This window comes from Actinomyces naeslundii (genome assembly GCF_001956585.1).
GTDB lineage: Bacteria > Actinomycetota > Actinomycetes > Actinomycetales > Actinomycetaceae > Actinomyces > Actinomyces naeslundii.
Map to the genome: position 1 here is coordinate 93,687 of NZ_MSRR01000006.1, position 20,285 is coordinate 113,971.

The following is a 20,285-nucleotide window of genomic DNA, read 5'->3' on the forward strand; positions in this document are numbered from 1 at the left end:
CTCCCTACACTGTCCTGGTGCGCATCGACCCCCACACTCACTCGGCCTGCTCCGACGGCACTGACTCACCCGCCGAGCTCATGGTCCAGGCGGCCGGGGCGGGCCTCGACGTCGTCGGACTGACGGACCACGACACGATGGCCGGCTGGGACGAGGCGGCGTGCGCCGTGCCGGCCACCGGCGTCGCCCTCCTGCGCGGCACCGAGATCTCCTGCGCCGCACAGGGCGTCACTCTCCACCTGCTGTCCTACCTGCACCGGGCCGACGACCCCGGTCTCGGTGAGGCCTTCGCCCGCGCGCGCACCTCACGGGGCACCCGCGCGCAGCGGATGGTTGAGCGCCTCGGTGAGGACTACCCGATCACCTGGGAGGACGTTGTGACCCAGTCAGCCGGCACCCACACGATCGGCCGGCCCCACATCGCCGACGCCCTCGTGGCCGCCGGGTCCTTCCCCGATCGCAACGCCGCCTTCGCCGGGCCGCTCGCCACCTCCTCCCCCTACTACGTCCATCACTGGGCACTGGACCCGGTCGAGGCCTGTCGCCTGGTGCGCGCCGCCGGCGGGGTCCCGGTGGCCGCCCACCCGCGCGCCTCCTCGCGCCAGCGCCGCCTCGTGCCCGATGAGGTCTTCGCCGAGATGGCCGATGTCGGACTGGCCGCCCTGGAGATGCATCATCGGGACCAGACTCCCGAGCAGCGCGAGCAGGTCCGTGTCCTGGCCCAGCGCCTGGGCCTGGGGCTGTCGGGGGCCTCGGACTACCACGGCACCGGTAAGCCCAACCGCCTGGGGGAGAACCTCATGCCGCCCGAGCTCCTGGAACAGATCGTCGACGAGGGCGTCCTCGACCTCGTCAAGCCCTGAGTCGTGCCCTGACTCCTACCGGTCGCCGGTGATAGAAAGCCACTATGCAGTCCGTCTTCGAGCCCACGGTCTTCGCCACGACCTTCATGACGCTCCTGGTCATCCAGGACCCCCTGGGAGCCATCCCGATCTTCCTGTCCCTGACCTCGCGGCAGACCCCCACTGAGCGGGCCGCCTCCGCGCGCCAGGCCACGGTCGTCTCCTTCGGCGTCATCCTGCTCTTCGCGGTCTTCGGCCGCTATATCCTGAAGTTCCTGGGCATCTCGGTGCCCTCCCTCCAGGTGGCCGGCGGGTTGCTCCTCCTCCTGGTGGCCCTCGAGCTGCTGACCGACAAGGCCGATGAGAGCCCCGACCCCGACGCCGTCACCTCCAACGCCGCCCTCGTCCCCTTGGGCACGCCCCTGCTGGCCGGCCCGGGTGCGATCGTCGCCGCCATGGTCGCGGTGGACGCCACCGGCGGCGGCGCGGCCGGATGGGTCTCGGTGACGGCCGCGATCATCGGCACGCATATCGTCGTCTGGATCTCGCTGCGCTTCTCCCTGGGACTCAACCGGGTACTGGGTACCTCCGGTATCCGAATCCTCACCCGGGTCATGGGACTGCTTCTGGCGGCCATCGCCGTCCAGATCATGGCCGACGGCGTCTTCGCCTTCCTGGAGACCCGCCTCTGACCCGGGGTCGACGTCGGGGCCGCCGTCGCCGGCGGCCCCGGGCTGCTCAGGCCTACTCAGGCCTACTCAGGCCTGCTCGCCGGCCGACCCGTCGACAGGGCGACCACCGCGAGTGCGCTTGCGGGTGCGTTTGCGCCGGGGCTTCGCCTCGTCATCGGCCGAGCGTCGGGAGCGTGAGCGCTCACCGCGCTTGGTGTCCCTGCTGCCGCGGCTCCGCTGGCTGTTGCCGTCGCGCCCACCGCGCCCGCCCTGCCGACCGGACTGCTTGCGTCCGCGCCTGCCGGTCTCGCCCAGGTCCTCGATCTCCTCGGCGTCCAGGCCCTCCAGGGTGCGCTTGTGACGGGGGAGACGACCAGTGACCTTCTCGGGGATCGACAGATCGGAGAAGAGGTGCTCACTGGTGTGGTAGGTCTCCACGGGCTCCTCGATGGGCAGGCCGAGGGCCTTGGCGATGATCCGCCATCGCGGCACGTCGTCCCAGTCCACGAAGGTGACGGCCGTCCCGGAGTTGCCGGCGCGGCCAGTGCGTCCGATGCGGTGGACGTAGATCTTCTCGTCCTCGGGGCACTGGTAGTTGATGACGTGGGTGACGTCGTCGACGTCGATACCGCGGGCGGCCACGTCAGTGGCCACGAGCACGTCGACCTTGCCGTTGCGGAAGGCGCGCAGCGCCTGCTCCCGGGCTCCCTGGCCGAGGTCGCCATGGAGGGCCGCGGTGGCGAAGCCGCGTGAGCGCAGGTCGTCGGCCACCCGGGCCGCCGTGCGCTTGGTACGCGCGAAGATGATGGTGCGTCCGCGTCCCTCGGCCTGGAGGATCCGGGAGACGACCTCCACCTTGTTCATCGAGTGGGTGCGGTAGACGACCTGCTGAACCGTCTGGACCGTCATCCCCTCATCGCCCGGGTCCTGGGCGCGGATGTGGGTGGGGCGGGTCATGTAGCGGCGCGCCAGGGCGACCACCGCGCCGGGCATGGTGGCGCTGAAGAGCATCGTGTGGCGGTCGGTACGGGTGCGGGCCAGGATCTTCTCCACGTCGGGCAGGAAGCCCAGGTCCAGCATCTCGTCGGCCTCATCCAGGACGACGGTGGTCACGTGAGCCAGGTCCAGCACACCGCGGTCCATGAGGTCGATGAGCCGGCCGGGCGTTCCCACGACGACCTCGGCTCCCCGCCCGAGGTCCTCGATCTGGGGCTCGTAGGCGCGTCCGCCGTAGACCTGGACGATACGCACGGTGCGCTTCGCGGCAGCCGTGGTCAGCTCCTCGGCGACCTGCTTGGCGAGCTCGCGGGTGGGCAGGATGACCAGACCCTGGGGGCTGCCGGAGGCGGGATCCTCGTCCCAGCCCTCCTCCCCGGGGCCCAGGGTGTCCATGAGCAGGGGGATGCCGAAGCCCAGGGTCTTGCCGGTACCGGTCTTGGCCTGACCAATGATGTCCTGCCCCTCCAGGGCCACCGGCAGGGTGAGGGCCTGGATGGGGAAGGGGTGGGTGATGCCCTTGGCGCCCAGGGCCTCGCAGATCTCCGGCTCGACGCCGAAGTCGGCGAAGGTCTTGCGGGTCAGGTCGGTCGAGTCGCCCTCGTCAGTGATGTCGGGAGTGGCCTCGTCCAGGACCGGGGCGTGGGCGCCGGCCGTCTCGATGATCCCGGACATGGCGGTAGTGGCGGCGTCGGCGCCGTCGGTGGTGGTCTGCTCGTCTGTGGAGTTGTTCGCGGGCTCGACGTCGTCGGCCCCGTGCTGCTCGTTGGTCACGAGGTTCCTTGTCTTCTGTTCAGGTTGTTCCGGTCCGGCGCGGGTATCGCTCGCGCGCTCAGATCAGGTGCGCTGCGTTGGCGGAGGCGCCGTCGGGGTGGCAGCCGATCGCGAGTCATATCTGAGTCCATCTGACGACCGGGCAACCATGGACCTCGTCAGCGTAGCGGGTTTCCAACGTATTCGCGTCGCTCGGCGGCGTCATGACGCCTTGGGTGTGGGCGATGTCACGGTGGTGGCAGGAGGTGTGGACATAACAGGGGTCGTGTGCGGAATGTCGGGCGGAGTGGGTCCTGCATTGCGTGCGCGTCCCCATGTGGTGCGACGTTCAAGTAAAACCTCTCTGGCAATTCATTGAAAAGTGACTGATGGGGGTGAGGTCAGAAGATTGCGCTGTTACCATAAAAATATCCGAACGTGTTGCGTGAGTCTCATGCGGGAGGGATCTGGGTATGCGCCACTGCAAGCGAGGTGTAGTTGCTCTATTGATGGTAGGGCTGATCTCGATTGTTGTTCCAGTTGGAGATGCGGTAGCTGTTGGTTGGGGGCCGTTGCGCTCAGTCTATAATGGCATCGAGCGAGTGAGAGGGGATGGATATTTTTTTAACTCAGGTAACTCGTCTGCTGTAACTCAGTATAACCTGACAGATTCTAGGGATGACGGTAATACCGTCTATGGTTACACTACGGGTAGTATTTTTAAGAATAACGCCGATGGTGCGAGTTCCTGGGATAACCTAGGTGGTTATTCTACTCCGGAAATTAAGAATACTACGGCGACGATGTATACCTCATTTCCTCTGAGTGGGACTGGTTCGCGCGCGAGGGGTGCTGTGATGGTTTGCGCTCAGATGGGGTTTCCCGTTCCTGACTCCTGTTCGGATAGCGCATTCCCTAGTTTTGACTATTAATCCATTGAATTCGGAAAGCATGTCCAATTCCATTCTTGATGTCGACAACCTGTTCGTCAGTTTGCGAAAGACGCCTGTCCTGCGTGAGGTGAATCTGTCCTGTGGTCCTGGCGTGACGGCTCTCGTAGGGGCGAACGGAAGTGGCAAGTCTACTCTGCTGCGTGCGGTTCTGGGGCTTGTGCCACTGACTTCCGGGACTATTTTCGTAGACGGCATTGACCTACGTTCAGGGCTTCGACGAGCAAGAAGGAAAATGGGGTATCTTCCTCAGGGGCCGTCATTCCCGGGAAGTTTCACTGCTGTGGATGCGCTCTATTATGCTGCGTGGCTTCAGGAGATGGGGGTGAATGATGCCCAGAGGGCGGTTAATAATATTGTTTCCAGTTTCAATCTCACTGAAGTCATTGATCGTCCGCTGGAGTCGCTTTCAGGGGGCACGCGTCAACGCGTGCTGCTGGGACAGGCAGTCATCCATCAGCCGCCGCTGGTGCTTCTTGATGAGCCTACTTCCGGCCTGGATCTGACGCAGCAGGCATCATTTCGGGCGGCGATATCACGCTTGTCTCAAGCGTCGACGGTCCTGCTCTCCACTCATCACACGGACGATGTTGAGCTGCTGGCGAACCGCGTCCTTGTGCTGTCGCAAGGGAGGTTGGTGTGGCGCGGCAGTGTTGACGAGCTGGAAAGTCGTGCGGGCGACGAGGTGCAGGGAGGTCGTCGTCTCCGCCTTGAGTCATCCATCTCTGCGCTCATCGGTGCTCGAGTTGGGGGTAACGATGGTGGTTGATAGGGTGAGACGTCCGTTATGGCGGTACTTGCTTAAGTGTACGGCGGTCCGTTACTGGGGTCCGTGTCTGCTCCTGATTGTTCTCCTCAACTCTTTCGGGAGGTCATGGCATTGGGAGTTTGAGTGGCTCTGGGCGGTCGAAACGCTAACGTTCTCTTCGATTTTTGTTGCACCGTTTTGTGCTGGTGTGTCTGCGTTTGAGGCGAGTAAATTGGCGGCGGCTCGTGAGTTGTTGTCTGTGGCGCCTAAGGGGTTGAGGGCAGTGCTCTCTATTGTCGTCATGGTCTGGTCGACTGTGGTGGCAAGTGTTCTTCTGTCAATCGTTTTCGTGGGAGGGTGGGTTCTTTATCGGACTGCAGGTCTACTTCCGCGATGGAGTGACCTCGTTTCTTTGGCTCCGTTTGTTCTGTTCGCTGCGCTTGGGTGTGCTGTAGGTGTGCTGTTGGGGTGGTGCTTCCCTGCAAAAGTCACTCCGGGTCTCACGGCGGTAGGCGTTTTTGGATTCATGATGATCGGGTATGTGGTGGGGAATGGGGCGTTGTCTGGGCTTGTCTCCACCGGGGGTGCCTCTGGAAGTCTTGTCGGCCTGAAGATCTCGCTTCGGTTGATCGGATGGCAGAGTGTTCTATACCTATGTCTTACGCTGCTTGCCGTTTGTATGATCGGTTTATGTGTTTGCGCAGTATCGTGGCGCCTTAAAGTATGCGCCGCTCTGTGCGCAGTTACTGTTGCAGTCTCCGTGGTTGGTGTCCTGGGGGCGGGGGAACGCTACACGAGTGATTCGTCGGTTAGATTCGTCTGCGAAGTTGGACATCCTCAGATATGTCTTGTTCGTGGATATGACAGTCGAGCGCACGATGTACGCTCCGCTCTAGCTCCCTACTACAAGGCGTTGGCTGTTGCTGGAGTCGAGGTGCCGGATCGTGTGGTGCAAGGTGGAGGTGAGTCCTCGAAAGACCTCTTGGTTGTTGATTCCAGCGATGTCGTCAGTCCGAACGACCAAACCCTGCGCAACTCCCTCATCAGCTCGCTCAGCGACAACAAGTGCGCTGTGTGGGGAGGAGGTCGGGGTGATGATCCGCGGCCGGTGATCTGGGACTGGTTCAGTGTGAGAGTGAAGGGCGAGACCCCCTATGCAGGTAGTGGGGTGGATCTTGCGTCGATGAGTACCGATCAACAGGATGCACTCTTACGTGAATCGATCCACAGGCTCGAGCAGTGCCGATGATTCGTGTGCGGAGTCGGTGTGCGCGTCAGTGGGATCTTGTCGATCGACGGTGGTGGGCGGCTCTGGGGTATCTCCGAGTGCCTCAGGTTGCGGGAGTCTGCCTTGTGACGGTGCTCCTGTGTGTCGTTGCTCCTAAACAGCCGGTACCGGTGCCCGGAAGGCTGACTGTCCGTGCGGTCGTCACCAATACGCTCCCCGTGTTTCCCGCACTTTTCATTGTCGGCTCGGCGGCTGCGGTGGGTGTTCGGGAAGCGGTATCTGCTCGAGGTCGCCTGCGTGTGCTGGTCGTTTTGTCGGTATGTGACGGGGCGATGATCGTACTGTCCAGCCTGCTTGCGTGGGCGGTAGGTGTCCCAACCTTTGGTCGGAACAGTCTGTTTCTCGTGTCCGTCGGGGTGGGGCTGTCCATGTGGATTGGTGCGCGAGCGGCCGGCGTGGCAGTGACCCTGCTGGTGACCTGCAGCTGGATGGCGGGCATCGACGCCTTCAATGAGGCTAAATGGTGGGCGTGGCTCATGGCCCCTCCCGATCGTTTCAGCGCCTGGGTAGGTGTGCTGTCGACCGCGCTCGTCGCTGTTGCAGCAGTCCTGGTGGGGCCACGGCGCTACGAAGGAGACGGCGGGGTCTGATACGGGTGACAGATCAAGGTGGCTCGGCGAGCGGTGGGAGGCTGGCTACGATGGTGGCCATGACTCAGATGTCGACGCCGTCACCGCAGCCCAGCGCCTCCACCCCGATACGGGTCGGTCCCCATGAGCTGTCCGTCGTCGGCGTCGTGGCCGTCTCCCGGACGGCCGCCTGTACCCGATACGCCAAGGACGCCGACCGCGCCCCACAGATGGCTGCCCGGGTCGACCTGTTGCGCATGAGTGCCTGGGAGGTGTCTTCCTTCGACCGGGTTGTCGCTCTGGCATCGGCGCACGGTATCGACGCCGCCGGCGCGGCCGAGCGCTTCACGGATGTCCTCGGGGACCTCGACGAGCGGCTTCGTCCCCTGGACTGGGCCGAGCGACTGGTCAAGACCTACATCGCCTTCGGGCTGCTCATCGACTTCGGCATGGCACTGAGCGACTCGCTGGCCGAGCCTCTGCGAAGCGGACTCATCGACGAGCTCGGCCAGGACCCGATCAGCTCCTACGCCATCGCCGAGCTGGAGGCCAGCATCGCTGCCGACTCGCAGCTGGCTGCGCGGCTGGGGCTGTGGGGAAGGCGCGTCGTCGGCGAGGAGATCGGAACCTTTCAGAGGCTGCTCGGCCAGTTCCCCGAGCTGCTCGGCTCCGTGGCTCCAGAGCAGTTCCACGCGGTGCTGTCCCAAGGTGCCGTCTCGCGGATGAAGGGACTGGGACTGAGGGTGTAAATCCCCCTTAATTCATGTGAGGTGGCCTACAGTGGGAGTAGTGCCCGTGTCGGCAACGTGACATGACCGGGGTTATGCCGGGTAAGGTGGCGACATCCAACCCTATGACCCGCCTTGAGGGCCACGGCTCTCGGCGCTGAAGGAGTTCCCATGAAGCGAAGTGTGTGGATGGCCGCGTCCGCGGCCGTTGCCCTGTCTGTTGTCCCGGTCGGCGCGGCCGCTGCCGAGTCCAACCCCGCTGCGGACCCCGCTCCGGCTGCCCAGGATGCGCATCAGGTCAGCTCTCCCGCAAAGCAGCCCGATTCGCCCGCTCCCGCTGTTCCCGATCCCGATGGCGGCAAGCCTTCTCCGGCGCCTGCTCCCGCTGATGACGCCGGCAAGACCGACTCTCCGGCGCCGGGTGCCAACAATGCGGCCGCTCAGCAGAATAAGCCGGAGGCTCCGGCAGAGCAGTCCCAGGCAGGCTCTCAGGAGAAGGCGGGCTCTCAGGGGAACCAGGGCAACCAGGGGGCTGCTGAGCAGCCCCAGGAGAACCAGGGTGGCGCCCCCGCGGCCCCGGAGGCCGCCCCCGAGCAGCAGGCGGCCCAGGGTGAGGCACCTGCGGAGTCCTCAGAGGGTGCTCCTTCCGGCTCCGGAGAGGGTGCCGCCCAGAGCCCTGCCGAGGCTCCCCACGAGCAGGCTGCTGCCCCCCAGGGCGGCTCCGCCAATGCCAACCGCTCCGCCCTTGCGCAGACCGGCGCGGGGACGACTGCCGCCTGGATGGCGCTGGGCGCTGGTGCTACGGGCGCCGCCATGCTCATGGCTCGTCGTCGGCTGACGTACTGATACGCATCGGTCCTTCACGTTGAGGAGAGGTCTGGCCCATGGATGACCGGATGCTCGACGGGGATAGGGTGCTGTGGTTCATCGGCGGCAGTCCCGAGCGTGCTCGGGAGGCTCTGGAGGCCGGTCATGCCTGGACGCCCGAGCAGCGTGCGCAGCTCGAACAGATCGCTTCGTCCGCCGGATATCCCTCTCAGTCCGCCGGGTACCCGCCTGCGCAGCAGCAACCCGCTGCGCAGGAGCCCGTGTCCCCCTACGTGCCCGGAGGCGTCTTCGCCTCCGATGGTGCCTATGGGAGCGGCTACGCTGACGGTTCCACCGCGGACTACGGAGCGACGCAGCCGGCTCCCGCGGAGCAGCCCCAGCCGCAGGCCGTGATGCCCACGCAGCCTCAGCCGCAGGGCTTTCGGCTCCAGCCGTTGCCCACTGTGCCCGAGGCAGAGCTGAACCAGGGCGTCACCCAGTACTCGGACGGGGGGATGCGGCGTAGGTGGGTTCTGCCGGTCGTTGCGGTCGGGGTCCTCGTCATCGGGCTGGTGGGAGGCGCTCTCGGAGGGCACTGGCTCTGGCCCGCCAAGGAGACATCGGCCCCGGCCGGCTCTGCTGCAGCCCCCACTGCGACGAAGCCGGCACTCCTGCGCGCCGGCAGCGGATCCTTCGTCTGCTCCTCCAACGGCACCGGGGTCTCCTGCTGGGGCGCCGACGCTCAGGCCAATACCCAGGGCGCGCGGGTCTCGCCGACGGCGGTTCCCGGGCTTGAGAAGGTCAAGGTCTCCGCGCTGAGTGTGGGCAAGGGCTTCGCCGTGGCCGTGGATGACAAGGGCGCCGTTTACGCCTGGGGAGCCAATGAGGTCGGTCAGCTCGGTAAGAAGACCAATGAGGCACTCGTCAACCAAGCTGTTCAGGTCGGTAAGCTCCCGGCCGTCCCCACCGAGCTTGTCTCGGGGTATGAGCACACCTGTGCGTTGACCAAGGGAACGGTGTGGTGCTTCGGTTCCAACCGATACGGGCAGGTCAACGGTGCCGTCTCCGACTCGCCGTCGGGCTTGGTGCAGGTTGACAAGATCGACGGGGCGACCCGGATCGGCACCTCCGGCTACGACACGTGGGCCACTGTTGACAAGGGGACCTGGACCTGGGGGAACAACTCCTGGGGACAGGCGGACCCCTCGCAGAGCGTGGTCAATGTGGCGCCGACTCTCATTCCTGCCGACAGCTGATGCCGCCCGCCCTGGTTTGAGTGGCCGCACCGCCATATGGAAGGAGCCCAGCCTCATTCGCAGAGGCTGGGCTCCTTGTAGTTCAAGGCTTACTTGTCGCCCTTGAGGCGGTTGACCGCGCCCTTGACGGCGTCCTTGGCGTCCTCGGCGACCTCCTTGACCTTGCCCTCGGCCTGCTGGAGCTTGCCCTCGGTCTCGGTCTCCTTGTTTCCGGTGACCTTGCCCGCAGCCTCCTTGGCCTTGCCGGCGATCCTGTCGAAGGTTCCGTTGTCGCTCATGAGAGCTCCTTTCCGTGGTGAGTCTCCATAGAGGCGGAGACGTGGCGGATGACTCGACTATACATGTGGATATCTGAGACGGCGCTCGGTATTCAGTGAGAGTTTCTATGAAGATATCCTAAAATGTGTGGCACATCCTATTTTTGGAGAATGGGCTGCTCTGTTCGTCTCTCCGACGTCGCCCGACGTGTCTGAAGACCCGTAGACTTCAGGTGCATCTCATCTGAGAGTCCCCCGATACCTACACTGAGGTCGATCACCATGAGCAGCGCTGCTGACGCATCCACCGCTACCCGCGTCGAGAACGCCGGTCTTGACGTCATCGCCGAGTCCGATCGTAAAGGTCGGCCGAGTGATCTCTTCATGCCCTGGTTCGCGGCCAACATCTCCGTCCTGGGACTGTCCTGGGGCGCCTGGGTCCTCGGATTCGGGCTGTCCTTCTGGCAGGCGGTTGTCGCCGGCAGCATCGGTGTCGTCGTCTCCTTCCTCCTGTGCGGTGTCGTGGCCGTCCTGGGCAAGCGGGGAAGCGCCCCCACCCTGGCCCTGTCCCGAGCCGCCTTCGGTTACAACGGCAATCGTCTGTCCGCGGCCCTGTCATGGATCCTCACGGTGGGCTGGGAGACCGTCCTGTGCGTCTCGGCCACCCTGGCATCGGCAACGGTGCTTCAGGCCCTGGGCTGGCACAACCAGGTCGGGGCTCAGATCCTCGGCTTCCTGCTCACCGTCGGCCTGGCCGCCAGCGCCGGTATCCTCGGCTTCGAGGCGATCATGAGGGTTCAGACCTGGATCACCTGGGCCACCGCGATCCTCACGGTCATCTACCTCGTCCTCGTCGCTCCCCAGATCAGCTTCCGCACACTCCTGGCGCTGCCCTCTGGAGGTTCAGCGGCCTTCATCGGGGCCCTGGTGATGGTGGCTACCGGCTTCGGCCTCGGCTGGGTGAACGCCGCCGCCGACTACTCCCGCTACCTTCCCCGCAAGGCCTCGACGGCCGGCGTCATCGGCTGGACCACGCTGGGATCGGCCCTGCCCTGCGTGGTGCTCGTCTTCTTCGGCATCCTCCTGGTGGGGTCCGACGCCGAGCTCGGACAGGCCATCAACGCCGACCCCATCGGTGCTCTGACCACGATCCTGCCCACATGGTTCCTCGTCCCCTTCGCGGTCGTCGCTATCCTGGGGCTGGCCGGCGGCATCATCATGGACCTGTACTCCTCAGGTCTGTCCCTGTTGGCCACTGGTCTGCCGGTGCGCCGGCATGTGGCCACCTCGATCGACGCCGCCATCATGACTGCGGGCACCATTGCCGTCATCTTCGGTGCCGATGACTTCCTCGGTCCCTTCCAGGGGTTCCTCACCACCCTGGGAGTCGTCATCGCCGCCTGGGCCGGCGTCATGGTCGCCGAGGTCATCATGCGTCGCCGCGACTACGACGAGGAGGCCCTCTTCACGCCCGACGGCGTCTACGGCTCAGTCAACTGGGAGGCCATCGCCCTGGTGGCTGCCGGTTCCGTCGTCGGCTGGGGGCTGGTGGTCAACTCGGCCGCCTCCTGGTTGTCCTGGCAGGGCTACCTGCTCGGGCCCCTGGGCGGTCGCGACGGGGCCTGGGCGGGAGCCAACCTCGGTGTGCTGGTCGCCCTGCTCATCGGTGTGCTCGGGCACCTCGTCCTTGGTCGAGGCCGGGTGGCCCGTCAGGAGGCCCGCTCGTGAACGACACCGCCACCGGCTTCGCCCTCGAGCCTGAGCGCGTGGAGGCTCTGGGTGCCTCCGCCGGAGCGGAAGGCCCTGGCCCGGCCTTGGAGGGCGCCCATCAGATCGCCCGACGCACCGGCGCGCCTTACCACGACCTTCTGGTTGTCCTGGGATCCGGTGCCGCAGACGCCTTGGCCGCTTGGGGTGAGCCGGAGGCGAGCCTGCGCCTGTCCGATCTGCCCGGCGTCCTCGCCCCCGTCGCGCCGGGACATGATGACCGCCTCGATTCCTATGTCGTCGGTCGTGACCAGGAGGTGAGTGAGCAGGAGGGCGGGGGAGAACGACGTGTACTCGTGGCCCGCGGCCGCAGCCACCTCTACGAGGGGCACGGCCCCAGGCCGGTTGTCGCCCTGGCTCGGATCGCGGCCGCCGCTGGCGTGCGCGGAGCCGTCCTGGTCAATGCCGGGGGCTGCCTGCGCAGCTGGAGGATCGGCGAGGTCATGACGATCACCGACCACCTCAACCTCACCGGCTCCTCACCCTTCGATGGCCCGGTCTTCACTGACATGCGCAGCGTGTGGGACGGAGAGCTCGCTGGTGCGCTGGGCAGTATCACAGCGCGTTCCGGCGTCTACGCCGCTCTGCGTGGACCGGAGTACCAGACCGTGGCGGAGAGCCGGATGCTGGCTGACCTTGGGGCGGACTGCGTGGGTATGTCCACGGTCATGGAGGCCATCGTCCTGCATCGGCTCGGTGTGCGTGTGGCCGGTATGAGCATCGTCTCCGACCTGTCCTTCGCGCAGGCACCCACCGATCCCGACGAGGTCGTCCGTCTCGCGGCCGCCGCGCACGCGACGATCGCCGCCGGCATCGAGACGGTGCTGGCGGCGATGTCCTGAGCGGTCGACGTCGAATCGTGTTGGGATCCCGTTCGGGTCAGTTCACGCCCATGAACATGTAGGCGCGTGTCACCTTGCCGTCGACGTCGCGGAAGACGGTGTCGACTCCGCGCCCGACGACGTCGCCGCCCGGCGCGGTCATCGACCAGCGCAGCAGTAGCGCATCGCCGGACTCCAGGCGTTGGTCGTAGCTGAAGGTCAGGCCCTTGCCCACGATGAGGTCATTGTGGACGCGGCCGATATGCGCCGCGATATCAGCGGTTCCGTTCAGGGACAGGCCGAGTGAGGAGATGTGCAGCGAGCCATGAGGCGCCCACACCTGCTCGATGAGCGCAAGGCGTTTACCTGCGTCGGGCTCGGTCCAGGTGCTCAGGTAGGCGGCGTCGAAGTCGGTGCTGGTCTGGGTGGAGTCGGTCATGAGTCGTGCCTCTCGGAAGGTTATGTTGACAGTGTCAGCATAATCGTGAAGTTGACTATGTCAACGTATTGGTAGGCTTGATTTGTGAGCCCCTGTGATTCAGCACCGACTCGTGCCGCCATCCTCGACGCAGCCTCAAGACTGCTTGAGGACAGCGGCCCTGAGGCGGTGACACTGCGCGCTGTCGGAGAAGCCGCCGGTGTGTCCCGCTCAGCGCCCTACCGTCACTACGCGGACAAGGCGGCGCTCATGCGCGCCCTGGCCGAGCGGACGCTACGACAGATCGCGGGGTGGATTCGTCACGGCGCGGAGCGTCATCAGGACGCCTGGCAGCGGTTGCGCGCCGGCTGTCGGGCCTATATCGACTACGCCGTCGAGCACCCGCACCACTATCAGCTGGTCTTCGGGGACGCCCCGATCGCCGAACCGGATCCCAGGCTGGAGGAGGCTGCTGACGACGCCATGGCCGCCGTCGGCGAGCTCGTCGCCCAGGCCCAGGACGCCGGTCTGCTGCGCCCCGGCCCCACTCGTGAGATCGCGACTGTCGTCTGGGTTCTGCTTCATGGCCTGGCCGCCCTGCAGATCACCGGCCATCTCCATGAGCCCAGGACCATCGACGGGGACGAGCACCTTGCGGACCTGCTCGACCTGGCGCTGGAACAGCTCCGGCCGTCATAAGGTGCCACGGCGGCGCCGTTGGCCGGTAGCGATCTGAGACGTGTCTGGGACGCCCGTCCTCGCACGGCGGGGATCATGAGCGCCTAACCTTGCACCTATGACAACTGATGCAAAGACGCCAGACCAGGCTGTCACGACCCGTACCGAATCCGACTCCATGGGCACCATCGAGGTGGATGCCAACCGCTACTGGGGGGCCCAGACCGAGCGGAGTCTGCACAACTTCGACATCGGCCGTGAGACCTTCGTGTGGGGCCGCCCCATGATCAAGGCCCTGGGAATCCTCAAGAAGTCCGCCGCCCTGGCCAACGCCGAGCTCGGCGAGCTGCCCACCGACATCGCCGAACTCATTGCCAAGGCCGGCGATGAGGTCATCGCCGGTGACCTCGACGCCGAGTTCCCGCTCGTGGTCTTCCAGACCGGCTCGGGCACCCAGTCCAACATGAACTCCAACGAGGTCATCTCCAACCGAGCCATCGAGCTGGCCGGTGGTGAGCGCGGCTCCAAGACCCCGGTCCACCCCAACGACCACGTCAACCGCGGCCAGTCCTCCAACGACACCTTCCCCACGGCCATGCACATCGCCGTCGTCAACGAGCTGGCCGCCATGTACCCGCGTGTCCAGCAGTTGCGCGACACCCTCGACACCAAGGCCAAGGCATACGCCGACGTCGTCATGGTGGGCCGCACCCACCTGCAGGACGCCACCCCCATCACCTTGGGCCAGGTCATCAGCGGCTGGGTCGCCCAGATCGACTTCGCCCTCGACGGCATCCGCTACGCCGACTCCCGCGCCCGTGAGCTCGCCATCGGCGGGACCGCCGTCGGCACCGGCCTCAACGCCCACCCAAAGTTCGGTGCCCTGTGCGCGGCCAAGATCAGCGAGGAGACCGGCATCGAGTTCACCCAGGCGGACAACCTCTTTGCCGCCCTGGGCGCCCACGACGCCCTGGTCCAGGTCTCCGGGGCGCTGCGGGTCCTGGCCGACGCCCTCATGAAGATCGCCAACGACGTGCGCTGGTACGCCTCTGGCCCCCGCAACGGCATCGGCGAGCTCATCATCCCCGAGAACGAGCCCGGCAGCTCGATCATGCCCGGCAAGGTCAACCCCACCCAGTGCGAGGCCATGACCATGGTGGCCACGAAGGTCTTCGGCAACGACGCTACCGTCGGCTTCGCCGGATCCCAGGGCAACTTCCAGCTCAACGTCTTCAAGCCGGTCATGGCCTGGTGCGTCCTGGAGTCCATCCAGCTCCTGGGGGACGCCTGCGTCTCCTTCGACACCAACTGCGCCTACGGCATCGAGCCCAACACCGAGCGGATCGAGGCCAACCTGGAGACCAACCTCATGCAGGTCACCGCCCTCAACCGCCACATCGGCTATGACAAGGCGTCCAAGATCGCCAAGAACGCGCACCACAAGGGCCTGTCCCTGCGTGAGTCCGCCCTCGAGCTCGGCTTCGTCACCGCCGAGGAGTTCGACAAGTGGGTCGTCCCCATGGACATGACCCACCCCAGCGCCGCTGAGGACTGAGCCCCTGGACTGTTCTTCAAGTCGACGACGGCGCCGCCCTCTGTGTGAGGGCGGCGCCGTCGTCGTGCGGGCGAGTGGTGCCCTATCGCGCTCGTCATCGGCCAGGTGCCGACTCACGGAAGCAGCACAGGCGCGTCCTGGGGTCGTCCTTGTCTTAAGGTGATGTGCTAGCCACGTATGCAGACACCCGAGCGAGGCACGCGACTGACTGTGCCGGAGGGAACCATGATGAACCTGCCACGACGCACCATCCTGACCGCACTGCCCGCTACGGCGGGAATCCTGGGGGTGGGTGCCTGTTCCGCCGGAGGAACCGCCTCGCAGGCCTCCGCCACGGCGTCGTCGCAGGCCCCCACCGATACGAAGCTGGTCCTGAACAAGGGCGCCTGGCGCTATGACGCGAAGGGCGACGTCTACTACCAGCTGGGGCTGCGCTACGTGGCCACGCCCCAGGCCTCCGACTACGAGACCCTGGGCATCTACGTGCCCGGTGCCTACCTCACCGGAAAAGACAATGGCAATGGCACCTACACGGCCACTGTCAACGCCTCCGGCGCCGTCGGCGACTTCACCGCCGCCACCGCACCCACCGTCTTCCCGGTCAACACCCCGGGGTACTCAGCCCAGAAGCCGCCCACCGAGTACTCCTACGACACCATCAAGGCCTACATGGAGGCCGGCTTCATCTACGTCCATGCCGGCCTGCGCGGCAAGGACTCCAACTCCCAGACTTACTCCGGCAACGCGCCTTGGGGCGTCACCGACCTCAAGGCCGCCGTGCGCTACCGGCGTTACAACGCGGCCCTGATCCCCGGCGACGCCGCCAAGGTCTACGTCTTCGGGCACAGCGGGGGAGGGGCCCAGAGCGCCGTCGCCGGGGCCTCGGGCGACAGCGGGATGTTCGCCCCCTACCTGGCCGCCCTGGGCGCCGCCACCACTGACTCCAGCGGCAAGGCCCTGTCCGACGCCGTCGCCGGAGCCATGTGCTGGTGCCCCATTACCAGCCTGGGCAGCGCCAACGCCGCCTACGAGTGGAACATGGGGCAGTTCGCCTCCTCCGACACCAGGGCGGACGGTACCTGGACGAGGGCCTACTCCCAGGACCTCGCGGCCGCCTTCCCCGCCTACCTCAACGCGCTGAGGCTGACGGACTCCAAAGGCAAGCCTCTGACCCTGGAGTCCTCCTCCCAGGGCACCTACCTGGCCGGCTCCTACTACGACCATCTCGTCGCGGTCATCCAGAAGTCCCTCAACGACTTCCTGGCGGCCACAACCTTCCCCTACACGCCCTCGTCCACCGAGATGGCCGGGATGGAGCCCGGCGGGGGCGGCGGTGCGCCGTCGGGAACCCCGCCCAGCGGCGGCGGTGGCACGCCTTCCAAGGGCGGGGCGTCCGGAGGCGGCAGCAAGGGCAGTAGCGAGTCCACCACCTACAACACGGTGGAGGACTACATCGCCTTCCTCAACTCATCCTCGCAGTGGGTCACCTATGACGCCTCCAAGAAGACTGCGACGATCACCGGCCTGCAAGGCTTCGTCGCCTCCCAGAAGAACGCCTCCAAGGACGTGGGGGCCTTCGACGGCGTCGATCGGGGACAGACCGAAAACCTCGTCATGGGCTCGGGGGAGAGCAAGCTGCACTTCTCCTCCTTGAGTCGCGAGGTCATCTCCAAGGGGCAGTCGAGGTACTCGGGGCTGTCCGGCTGGAGCGACGACTACGGTGCCACCGCCTACGAGAAGGACCTGGCTACGAAGGACTCGGTCGGCACCGACATGGCCACGCGCGTGTGGATGTACGACCCCCTCTACTACCTCACCCAGGACTCCAAGGGGCGTGGCACCTCGACCATCGCCCCGGCCTGGCGAATCCGCACCGGCATCACCCAGGGCGACACCGCCTCCACCGTGGAGGTCAACCTGGCCCTGGCGCTCCAGCAGGCCGGAGCCGACAGCGTCGACTTCGCCACCATCTGGGGGCAGGGGCACACGATGGCCGAGCTGACCGGCACCGGGGAGGAGAACTTCATCGCCTGGGTGACCAAGCAGGCCTCCTCCTGAGCCGGGAAGGTTCCGGGGATCGTCCCCCGGAATAACGACGGCGGTGGGGCAGTTGAGGTTCCGGTTTCTGCTCGTCCTCATGAATCGAGAAATCGTGCTGACTGCTGCCATGGTTTTCGCCGTCCTGGCCTCCGCCCTCCACGTCCTCGTCTTCTACATGGAGTCCATCGCCTGGGAGGGGCCTCTGGCCCGCAAGACCTTCGGCGGCACTCCAGAGGAGGCCAGGGCGCACGCCTTCTACGCCTTCAACCAGGGCTTCTACAACCTCTTCCTGGCTCTCCAGGCGATCATCGGGGTCGTCCTCGTAGCCCTGGGGCACATGGCGATCGGGGCGGCCCTGATGCTGGCCGGGACCGGAGCCATGCTGGCGGCGGCGATCGTCCTGGCCCTGGCGTCGGCGCCCCACCGCAGCGCGGCGGCCAAGCAGGGGACCTTCCCGTTGCTGGTCGTCGTCTGCACCCTCGCAGCACTCCTGGGCTGAGCCGATCCGCTTCGATCTGGTCCCGGTCGTTCTCCGTTAGTCGCACAGCACGACGTCGACCCCGGCGCCCCGTAGCTCCTCGAGGGCGTCGGGGTCGATCTGGCTCGTTGTCAGCAGTGCGTCGAGGTCCTCGATGCGCCCGAACCGGTAGGTGTTGGTCTGGGTGATCTTGCTCGGAGCAGTCGGCAGAATGCGTCGGGTGGAGGAGGCCATGATGGCGCGCTTGACCGTGGCGTCGTCGGACTCCATGACGGTCAGGCCCTCACGGGTGGACACGGCGCAGGTGGATAGGACCGCGACGTCGGCTCGGAACGCGCGCACCGCGTCGACCGCCTCGGCGGAGAACAGGGAGAGGGACTCCGGATCAACCGGGCCGCCCGCGATGGTCACCGCGGCTCCACGCACGGAGGCCACTGCCGCGCCGGCGCCCAGCGACAGGCACAGGACCCGGATGTCGCGGCCGGCGAGCTGCTCGGCCACCATCTCGCAGGTGGTCCCGGAGTCGATGATCACCGCCTCTCCGTCCTCGATGAGCTGGGCGGTGGCCTGCGCCAGACGGCGCTTGATCTCCACGTCCTGCCTGCGACGCATGGAGGCCGGCCGGGCGGCCCCACGGCGCGGTGCGCGCAGAGCCCCGCCGTGGACCCGGGTCACCAGGCCCTCATGGGCCAGCTCGGTCAGGTCCCGGCGGATGGTGATGACCGAGACCCCGGTCAGCCGGGACAGCGCCTGCACACTGTGGACCGTGGTGGGGCTCAGGGCACGCAGTATCGTGCGGCGCCTCTCGTGGGGACTGTCAGACATGATTCCTCCGCATCGGCAGCGATGAGGTGATCGTTTTGCTGGAGAACGAGCAATGACAATGATCGTATGGTCTCTTATTGTTGATGTCAACGGAGAGGGGTTCAGCCGATCCGTTGAATTAGCAGCAGAAAATCGCTGTTGAGAAGAGTGATCGTACAATCATCTCTGGTCGTTAACAGTGATTCCGCACCGTCACGAAGGGAACGACCATGCCGCACCTCGACCACGTTGCCATCTGGGTCGCCGACCTCGACAGCGCCCGCGACTTCTACTCCCACTGGTTCGACGGGCACGCCAACGGCCTCTACGAGAACTCGAAGACCGGCCTGCGCACCCACATCCTCCACTTCGCCGAGACTCCCGCGGACGAGCGGCGGACTCGCCTGGAGATCATGACCCGTCCGGAGCTGGGCGAGGGGTGTGAGGACCTGAGGCTGGGGTGGGCTCACGTCTCCTTCGGCCTGCCGGGACGCGAGGACGTCGACCGTTTGGCCTCCAATATGTCCGAGGCCGGTGTGCCGGTCATTGACGGGCCCCGTGAGACCGGTGACGGCTACTACGAGGCCGCCGTGCTCGACCCCGAGGGTAACCGTGTCGAGCTCGTCGCCTCCGATTACTCCGACGACGTCGCCCTGCGCCCTATCTTCTGAACAGGAGAGGCCGCGAAAGCACTCAGTGATCCCCGGTACTCCCCGGTGGGGCTGCGCTTGACGGCGTGGCCCCACCGTACTGCTGGGTGGGACCGCGTCTCTACATGCTCTCTACACGTCGTGCACCTCGACGGACACACCTGCCTCCTGCAAGCCTGTCAGTGTTTCCGGGTCGATGTCGGTCGTTGTCAGCAGGGTGTCCAGGTTGCTCAGCTCGCCGAAGCCGTAGGTGGAGGAACGCGTCAGTTTGCGTGGCGGAGCGGGCATGAGACACCGAGATGACGAACCAATGATGGCCGCCTTGAGGACGGCGTCGTGATCCTCGGTGCAGGTCAGGCCGCTTTGCGCGGAGACGGCGCAGGCGCCCAGGATGGCGACGTCGGCGCGGAAACGGCGCACGGCGTCGACCGCGGTCGTCGTCAGCATCGCCAGCGTGTCGGTCTCGACGATCCCTCCGGGGACGGTGACGACCGGGCCGGGCGTGGAGGCCAGTGTCGCAGCGGCCGACAGTGACAGGCACAGTGCTCGGATGTCGCGCCCAACGAGATTCTCGGCCACCATCTCGCAGGTGGTTCCGTTGTCGATGATGACGCTCTCACCGTCGTCAACAAGTGCTGCTGTGGCCCGGGCCAGTACCCTCTTGGCCTCCAGGTCCTCGCTGCGGCGCAGGGAGATCGGCTGGCTGGCCCCGCGCCGAGGTGCGCGCAGGGCGCCGCCATGAACACGGGTGACAAGACCCTCGTGCGCGAGCTCCGCCAGATCGCGACGAATCGTCACTCCGGAGACATCGGTGAGTCGCGACAGGGCGTTCACGCTCATGACCGTCGTCGTGCTCAGGCTCTTGAGGATCTGACGCTGACGACTGGTGGGGGAGAAGGTGCTCACGGATGATCACTTTACGTCAAAATGAAGATTCCAGATGATCATATGGTCTCCTACAGTAGTGGGTGTCGAAAGAGGTCGACACAGAACTCGTTGAAATACCAGTGATTTACCAAGGAGGCCCTCATGATCGGAAATGCTCTCAACCGTGTTGCCATTGCCGTCGACGCCGCCTACTCCCGGTGGCTGGAGGATGTGCGGGGTCGCACTATAGGACCTGCGGCAAGCTCCTACGCACAAGGCATCCAGGCCCTGATCAAGGGTGACTTCCGAGTCGATGACGCCGTGTCCCTGGCGGCCTGAGCG

At 65.8% G+C, this 20,285-nt stretch carries 20 protein-coding genes; 15 read left to right on the forward strand and 5 right to left on the reverse strand.

Translation table 11 applies throughout. The features are described from left to right. Positions 1-17: 17 nt before the first annotated feature. Both BKH33_RS03495 and BKH33_RS03500 read left to right on the forward strand, forming a co-directional pair. Positions 18-863 (forward strand): PHP domain-containing protein, encoded by an 846-nt coding sequence (locus BKH33_RS03495; protein ID WP_043539711.1) that lies wholly within the window; start codon positions 18-20, stop codon positions 861-863. Positions 864-907: 44 nt separating this feature from the next. After that, positions 908-1,534, forward strand: a complete 627-nt coding sequence (locus BKH33_RS03500) for a MarC family protein (RefSeq protein WP_003784664.1) — start codon at positions 908-910, stop codon at positions 1,532-1,534. Between the two features lie 66 nt (positions 1,535-1,600). On the opposite strand, the gene BKH33_RS03505 is transcribed toward BKH33_RS03500, so the two are convergent. Next, positions 1,601-3,283: a DEAD/DEAH box helicase gene (locus BKH33_RS03505; protein WP_003784663.1), complete on the reverse strand. Its 1,683-nt coding sequence runs from the start codon at positions 3,281-3,283 to the stop codon at positions 1,601-1,603. 930 nt (positions 3,284-4,213) lie between these two features. On the opposite strand from BKH33_RS03505, the gene BKH33_RS03510 reads away from it, so the two are divergent. The 5 genes from BKH33_RS03510 to BKH33_RS03530 all read left to right on the forward strand — a co-directional run bounded on the left by BKH33_RS03510 (position 4,214) and on the right by BKH33_RS03530 (position 9,608). Beyond that, a complete protein-coding gene (locus BKH33_RS03510; RefSeq protein ID WP_003784672.1) occupies positions 4,214-4,981 on the forward strand; it encodes an ABC transporter ATP-binding protein in 768 nt (255 codons plus the stop codon). 1,611 nt (positions 4,982-6,592) lie between these two features. Further along, a complete protein-coding gene (locus BKH33_RS03515) occupies positions 6,593-6,838 on the forward strand; it encodes a hypothetical protein (protein ID WP_143229053.1) in 246 nt (81 codons plus the stop codon). 50 nt (positions 6,839-6,888) lie between these two features. Beyond that, positions 6,889-7,566 carry a ferritin-like fold-containing protein gene (locus BKH33_RS03520; protein ID WP_003780367.1) on the forward strand — a complete coding sequence of 226 codons (678 nt, stop codon included), beginning with the start codon at positions 6,889-6,891 and terminating at the stop codon, positions 7,564-7,566. Positions 7,567-7,716: 150 nt separating this feature from the next. Beyond that, the gene (locus tag BKH33_RS03525) at positions 7,717-8,391 is read left to right on the forward strand and encodes a peptidase (protein ID WP_076142542.1); all 675 of its coding nucleotides are present in this window, start codon (positions 7,717-7,719) and stop codon (positions 8,389-8,391) included. A gap of 38 nt (positions 8,392-8,429) precedes the next feature. Next, positions 8,430-9,608: an RCC1 domain-containing protein gene (locus BKH33_RS03530; RefSeq protein ID WP_003784950.1), complete on the forward strand. Its 1,179-nt coding sequence runs from the start codon at positions 8,430-8,432 to the stop codon at positions 9,606-9,608. 89 nt (positions 9,609-9,697) lie between these two features. Here the strand turns inward: BKH33_RS03530 and BKH33_RS03535 are convergent, their stop codons facing one another. Continuing rightward, positions 9,698-9,886, reverse strand: coding sequence for a CsbD family protein (locus tag BKH33_RS03535; RefSeq protein ID WP_003784949.1), 189 nt, complete (start codon positions 9,884-9,886; stop codon positions 9,698-9,700). A 261-nt stretch (positions 9,887-10,147) separates the two neighbouring features. Between BKH33_RS03535 and BKH33_RS03540 the strand changes: the two genes are divergently transcribed. Both BKH33_RS03540 and BKH33_RS03545 read left to right on the forward strand, forming a co-directional pair. Then, positions 10,148-11,593 carry a purine-cytosine permease family protein gene (locus BKH33_RS03540; protein ID WP_076074921.1) on the forward strand — a complete coding sequence of 482 codons (1,446 nt, stop codon included), beginning with the start codon at positions 10,148-10,150 and terminating at the stop codon, positions 11,591-11,593. Continuing rightward, positions 11,590-12,474 carry a purine-nucleoside phosphorylase gene (locus BKH33_RS03545; protein ID WP_003782786.1) on the forward strand — a complete coding sequence of 295 codons (885 nt, stop codon included), beginning with the start codon at positions 11,590-11,592 and terminating at the stop codon, positions 12,472-12,474. The genes BKH33_RS03540 and BKH33_RS03545 overlap by 4 nt, the downstream gene beginning before the upstream one ends. Positions 12,475-12,511: 37 nt before the next feature. On the opposite strand, the gene BKH33_RS03550 is transcribed toward BKH33_RS03545, so the two are convergent. Next, a complete protein-coding gene (locus BKH33_RS03550) occupies positions 12,512-12,892 on the reverse strand; it encodes a nuclear transport factor 2 family protein (protein ID WP_003782788.1) in 381 nt (126 codons plus the stop codon). Positions 12,893-12,976: 84 nt separating this feature from the next. Between BKH33_RS03550 and BKH33_RS03555 the strand changes: the two genes are divergently transcribed. From BKH33_RS03555 to BKH33_RS03570, 4 genes are all read left to right on the forward strand, one after another. Next, a complete protein-coding gene (locus BKH33_RS03555; RefSeq protein ID WP_003782797.1) occupies positions 12,977-13,570 on the forward strand; it encodes a TetR/AcrR family transcriptional regulator in 594 nt (197 codons plus the stop codon). Between the two features lie 97 nt (positions 13,571-13,667). Further along, positions 13,668-15,104 (forward strand): class II fumarate hydratase, encoded by a 1,437-nt coding sequence (fumC, locus tag BKH33_RS03560; protein ID WP_043539255.1) that lies wholly within the window; start codon positions 13,668-13,670, stop codon positions 15,102-15,104. A 228-nt stretch (positions 15,105-15,332) separates the two neighbouring features. After that, on the forward strand, positions 15,333-17,162 hold the full coding sequence (locus tag BKH33_RS03565) for a subtype A tannase (protein ID WP_043539257.1): 1,830 nt from the start codon (positions 15,333-15,335) through the stop codon (positions 17,160-17,162). A 94-nt stretch (positions 17,163-17,256) separates the two neighbouring features. Next, a complete protein-coding gene (locus BKH33_RS03570; protein WP_003782784.1) occupies positions 17,257-17,643 on the forward strand; it encodes a DUF1304 domain-containing protein in 387 nt (128 codons plus the stop codon). Positions 17,644-17,679: 36 nt separating this feature from the next. Here the strand turns inward: BKH33_RS03570 and BKH33_RS03575 are convergent, their stop codons facing one another. Continuing rightward, positions 17,680-18,447, reverse strand: coding sequence for a DeoR/GlpR family DNA-binding transcription regulator (locus tag BKH33_RS03575; protein WP_076142544.1), 768 nt, complete (start codon positions 18,445-18,447; stop codon positions 17,680-17,682). 209 nt (positions 18,448-18,656) lie between these two features. On the opposite strand from BKH33_RS03575, the gene BKH33_RS03580 reads away from it, so the two are divergent. Further along, positions 18,657-19,097, forward strand: a complete 441-nt coding sequence (locus tag BKH33_RS03580; protein ID WP_003779449.1) for a VOC family protein — start codon at positions 18,657-18,659, stop codon at positions 19,095-19,097. A 111-nt stretch (positions 19,098-19,208) separates the two neighbouring features. Here BKH33_RS03580 and BKH33_RS03585 read toward each other — a convergent pair whose 3' ends face one another. Next, on the reverse strand, positions 19,209-19,982 hold the full coding sequence (locus BKH33_RS03585; protein ID WP_003779485.1) for a DeoR/GlpR family DNA-binding transcription regulator: 774 nt from the start codon (positions 19,980-19,982) through the stop codon (positions 19,209-19,211). 123 nt (positions 19,983-20,105) lie between these two features. On the opposite strand from BKH33_RS03585, the gene BKH33_RS03590 reads away from it, so the two are divergent. Then, positions 20,106-20,282 carry a hypothetical protein gene (locus tag BKH33_RS03590; protein ID WP_003779454.1) on the forward strand — a complete coding sequence of 59 codons (177 nt, stop codon included), beginning with the start codon at positions 20,106-20,108 and terminating at the stop codon, positions 20,280-20,282. Positions 20,283-20,285 lie beyond the last annotated feature (3 nt).

Coding starts and splice junctions, on each gene's coding strand:
- BKH33_RS03500 (WP_003784664.1), top strand. CDS start 908: ATGCAGTCCGTCTTCGAGCCCACGGTCTTCGCCACGACCTTCATGACG.
- BKH33_RS03510 (WP_003784672.1), top strand. CDS start 4,214: ATGTCCAATTCCATTCTTGATGTCGACAACCTGTTCGTCAGTTTGCGA.
- BKH33_RS03520 (WP_003780367.1), top strand. CDS start 6,889: ATGGTGGCCATGACTCAGATGTCGACGCCGTCACCGCAGCCCAGCGCC.
- BKH33_RS03525 (WP_076142542.1), top strand. CDS start 7,717: ATGAAGCGAAGTGTGTGGATGGCCGCGTCCGCGGCCGTTGCCCTGTCT.
- BKH33_RS03530 (WP_003784950.1), top strand. CDS start 8,430: ATGGATGACCGGATGCTCGACGGGGATAGGGTGCTGTGGTTCATCGGC.
- BKH33_RS03535 (WP_003784949.1), bottom strand. CDS start 9,886: ATGAGCGACAACGGAACCTTCGACAGGATCGCCGGCAAGGCCAAGGAG.
- BKH33_RS03540 (WP_076074921.1), top strand. CDS start 10,148: ATGAGCAGCGCTGCTGACGCATCCACCGCTACCCGCGTCGAGAACGCC.
- BKH33_RS03550 (WP_003782788.1), bottom strand. CDS start 12,892: ATGACCGACTCCACCCAGACCAGCACCGACTTCGACGCCGCCTACCTG.
- fumC (WP_043539255.1), top strand. CDS start 13,668: ATGACAACTGATGCAAAGACGCCAGACCAGGCTGTCACGACCCGTACC.
- BKH33_RS03565 (WP_043539257.1), top strand. CDS start 15,333: ATGAACCTGCCACGACGCACCATCCTGACCGCACTGCCCGCTACGGCG.
- BKH33_RS03575 (WP_076142544.1), bottom strand. CDS start 18,447: ATGTCTGACAGTCCCCACGAGAGGCGCCGCACGATACTGCGTGCCCTG.
- BKH33_RS03580 (WP_003779449.1), top strand. CDS start 18,657: ATGCCGCACCTCGACCACGTTGCCATCTGGGTCGCCGACCTCGACAGC.
- BKH33_RS03590 (WP_003779454.1), top strand. CDS start 20,106: ATGATCGGAAATGCTCTCAACCGTGTTGCCATTGCCGTCGACGCCGCC.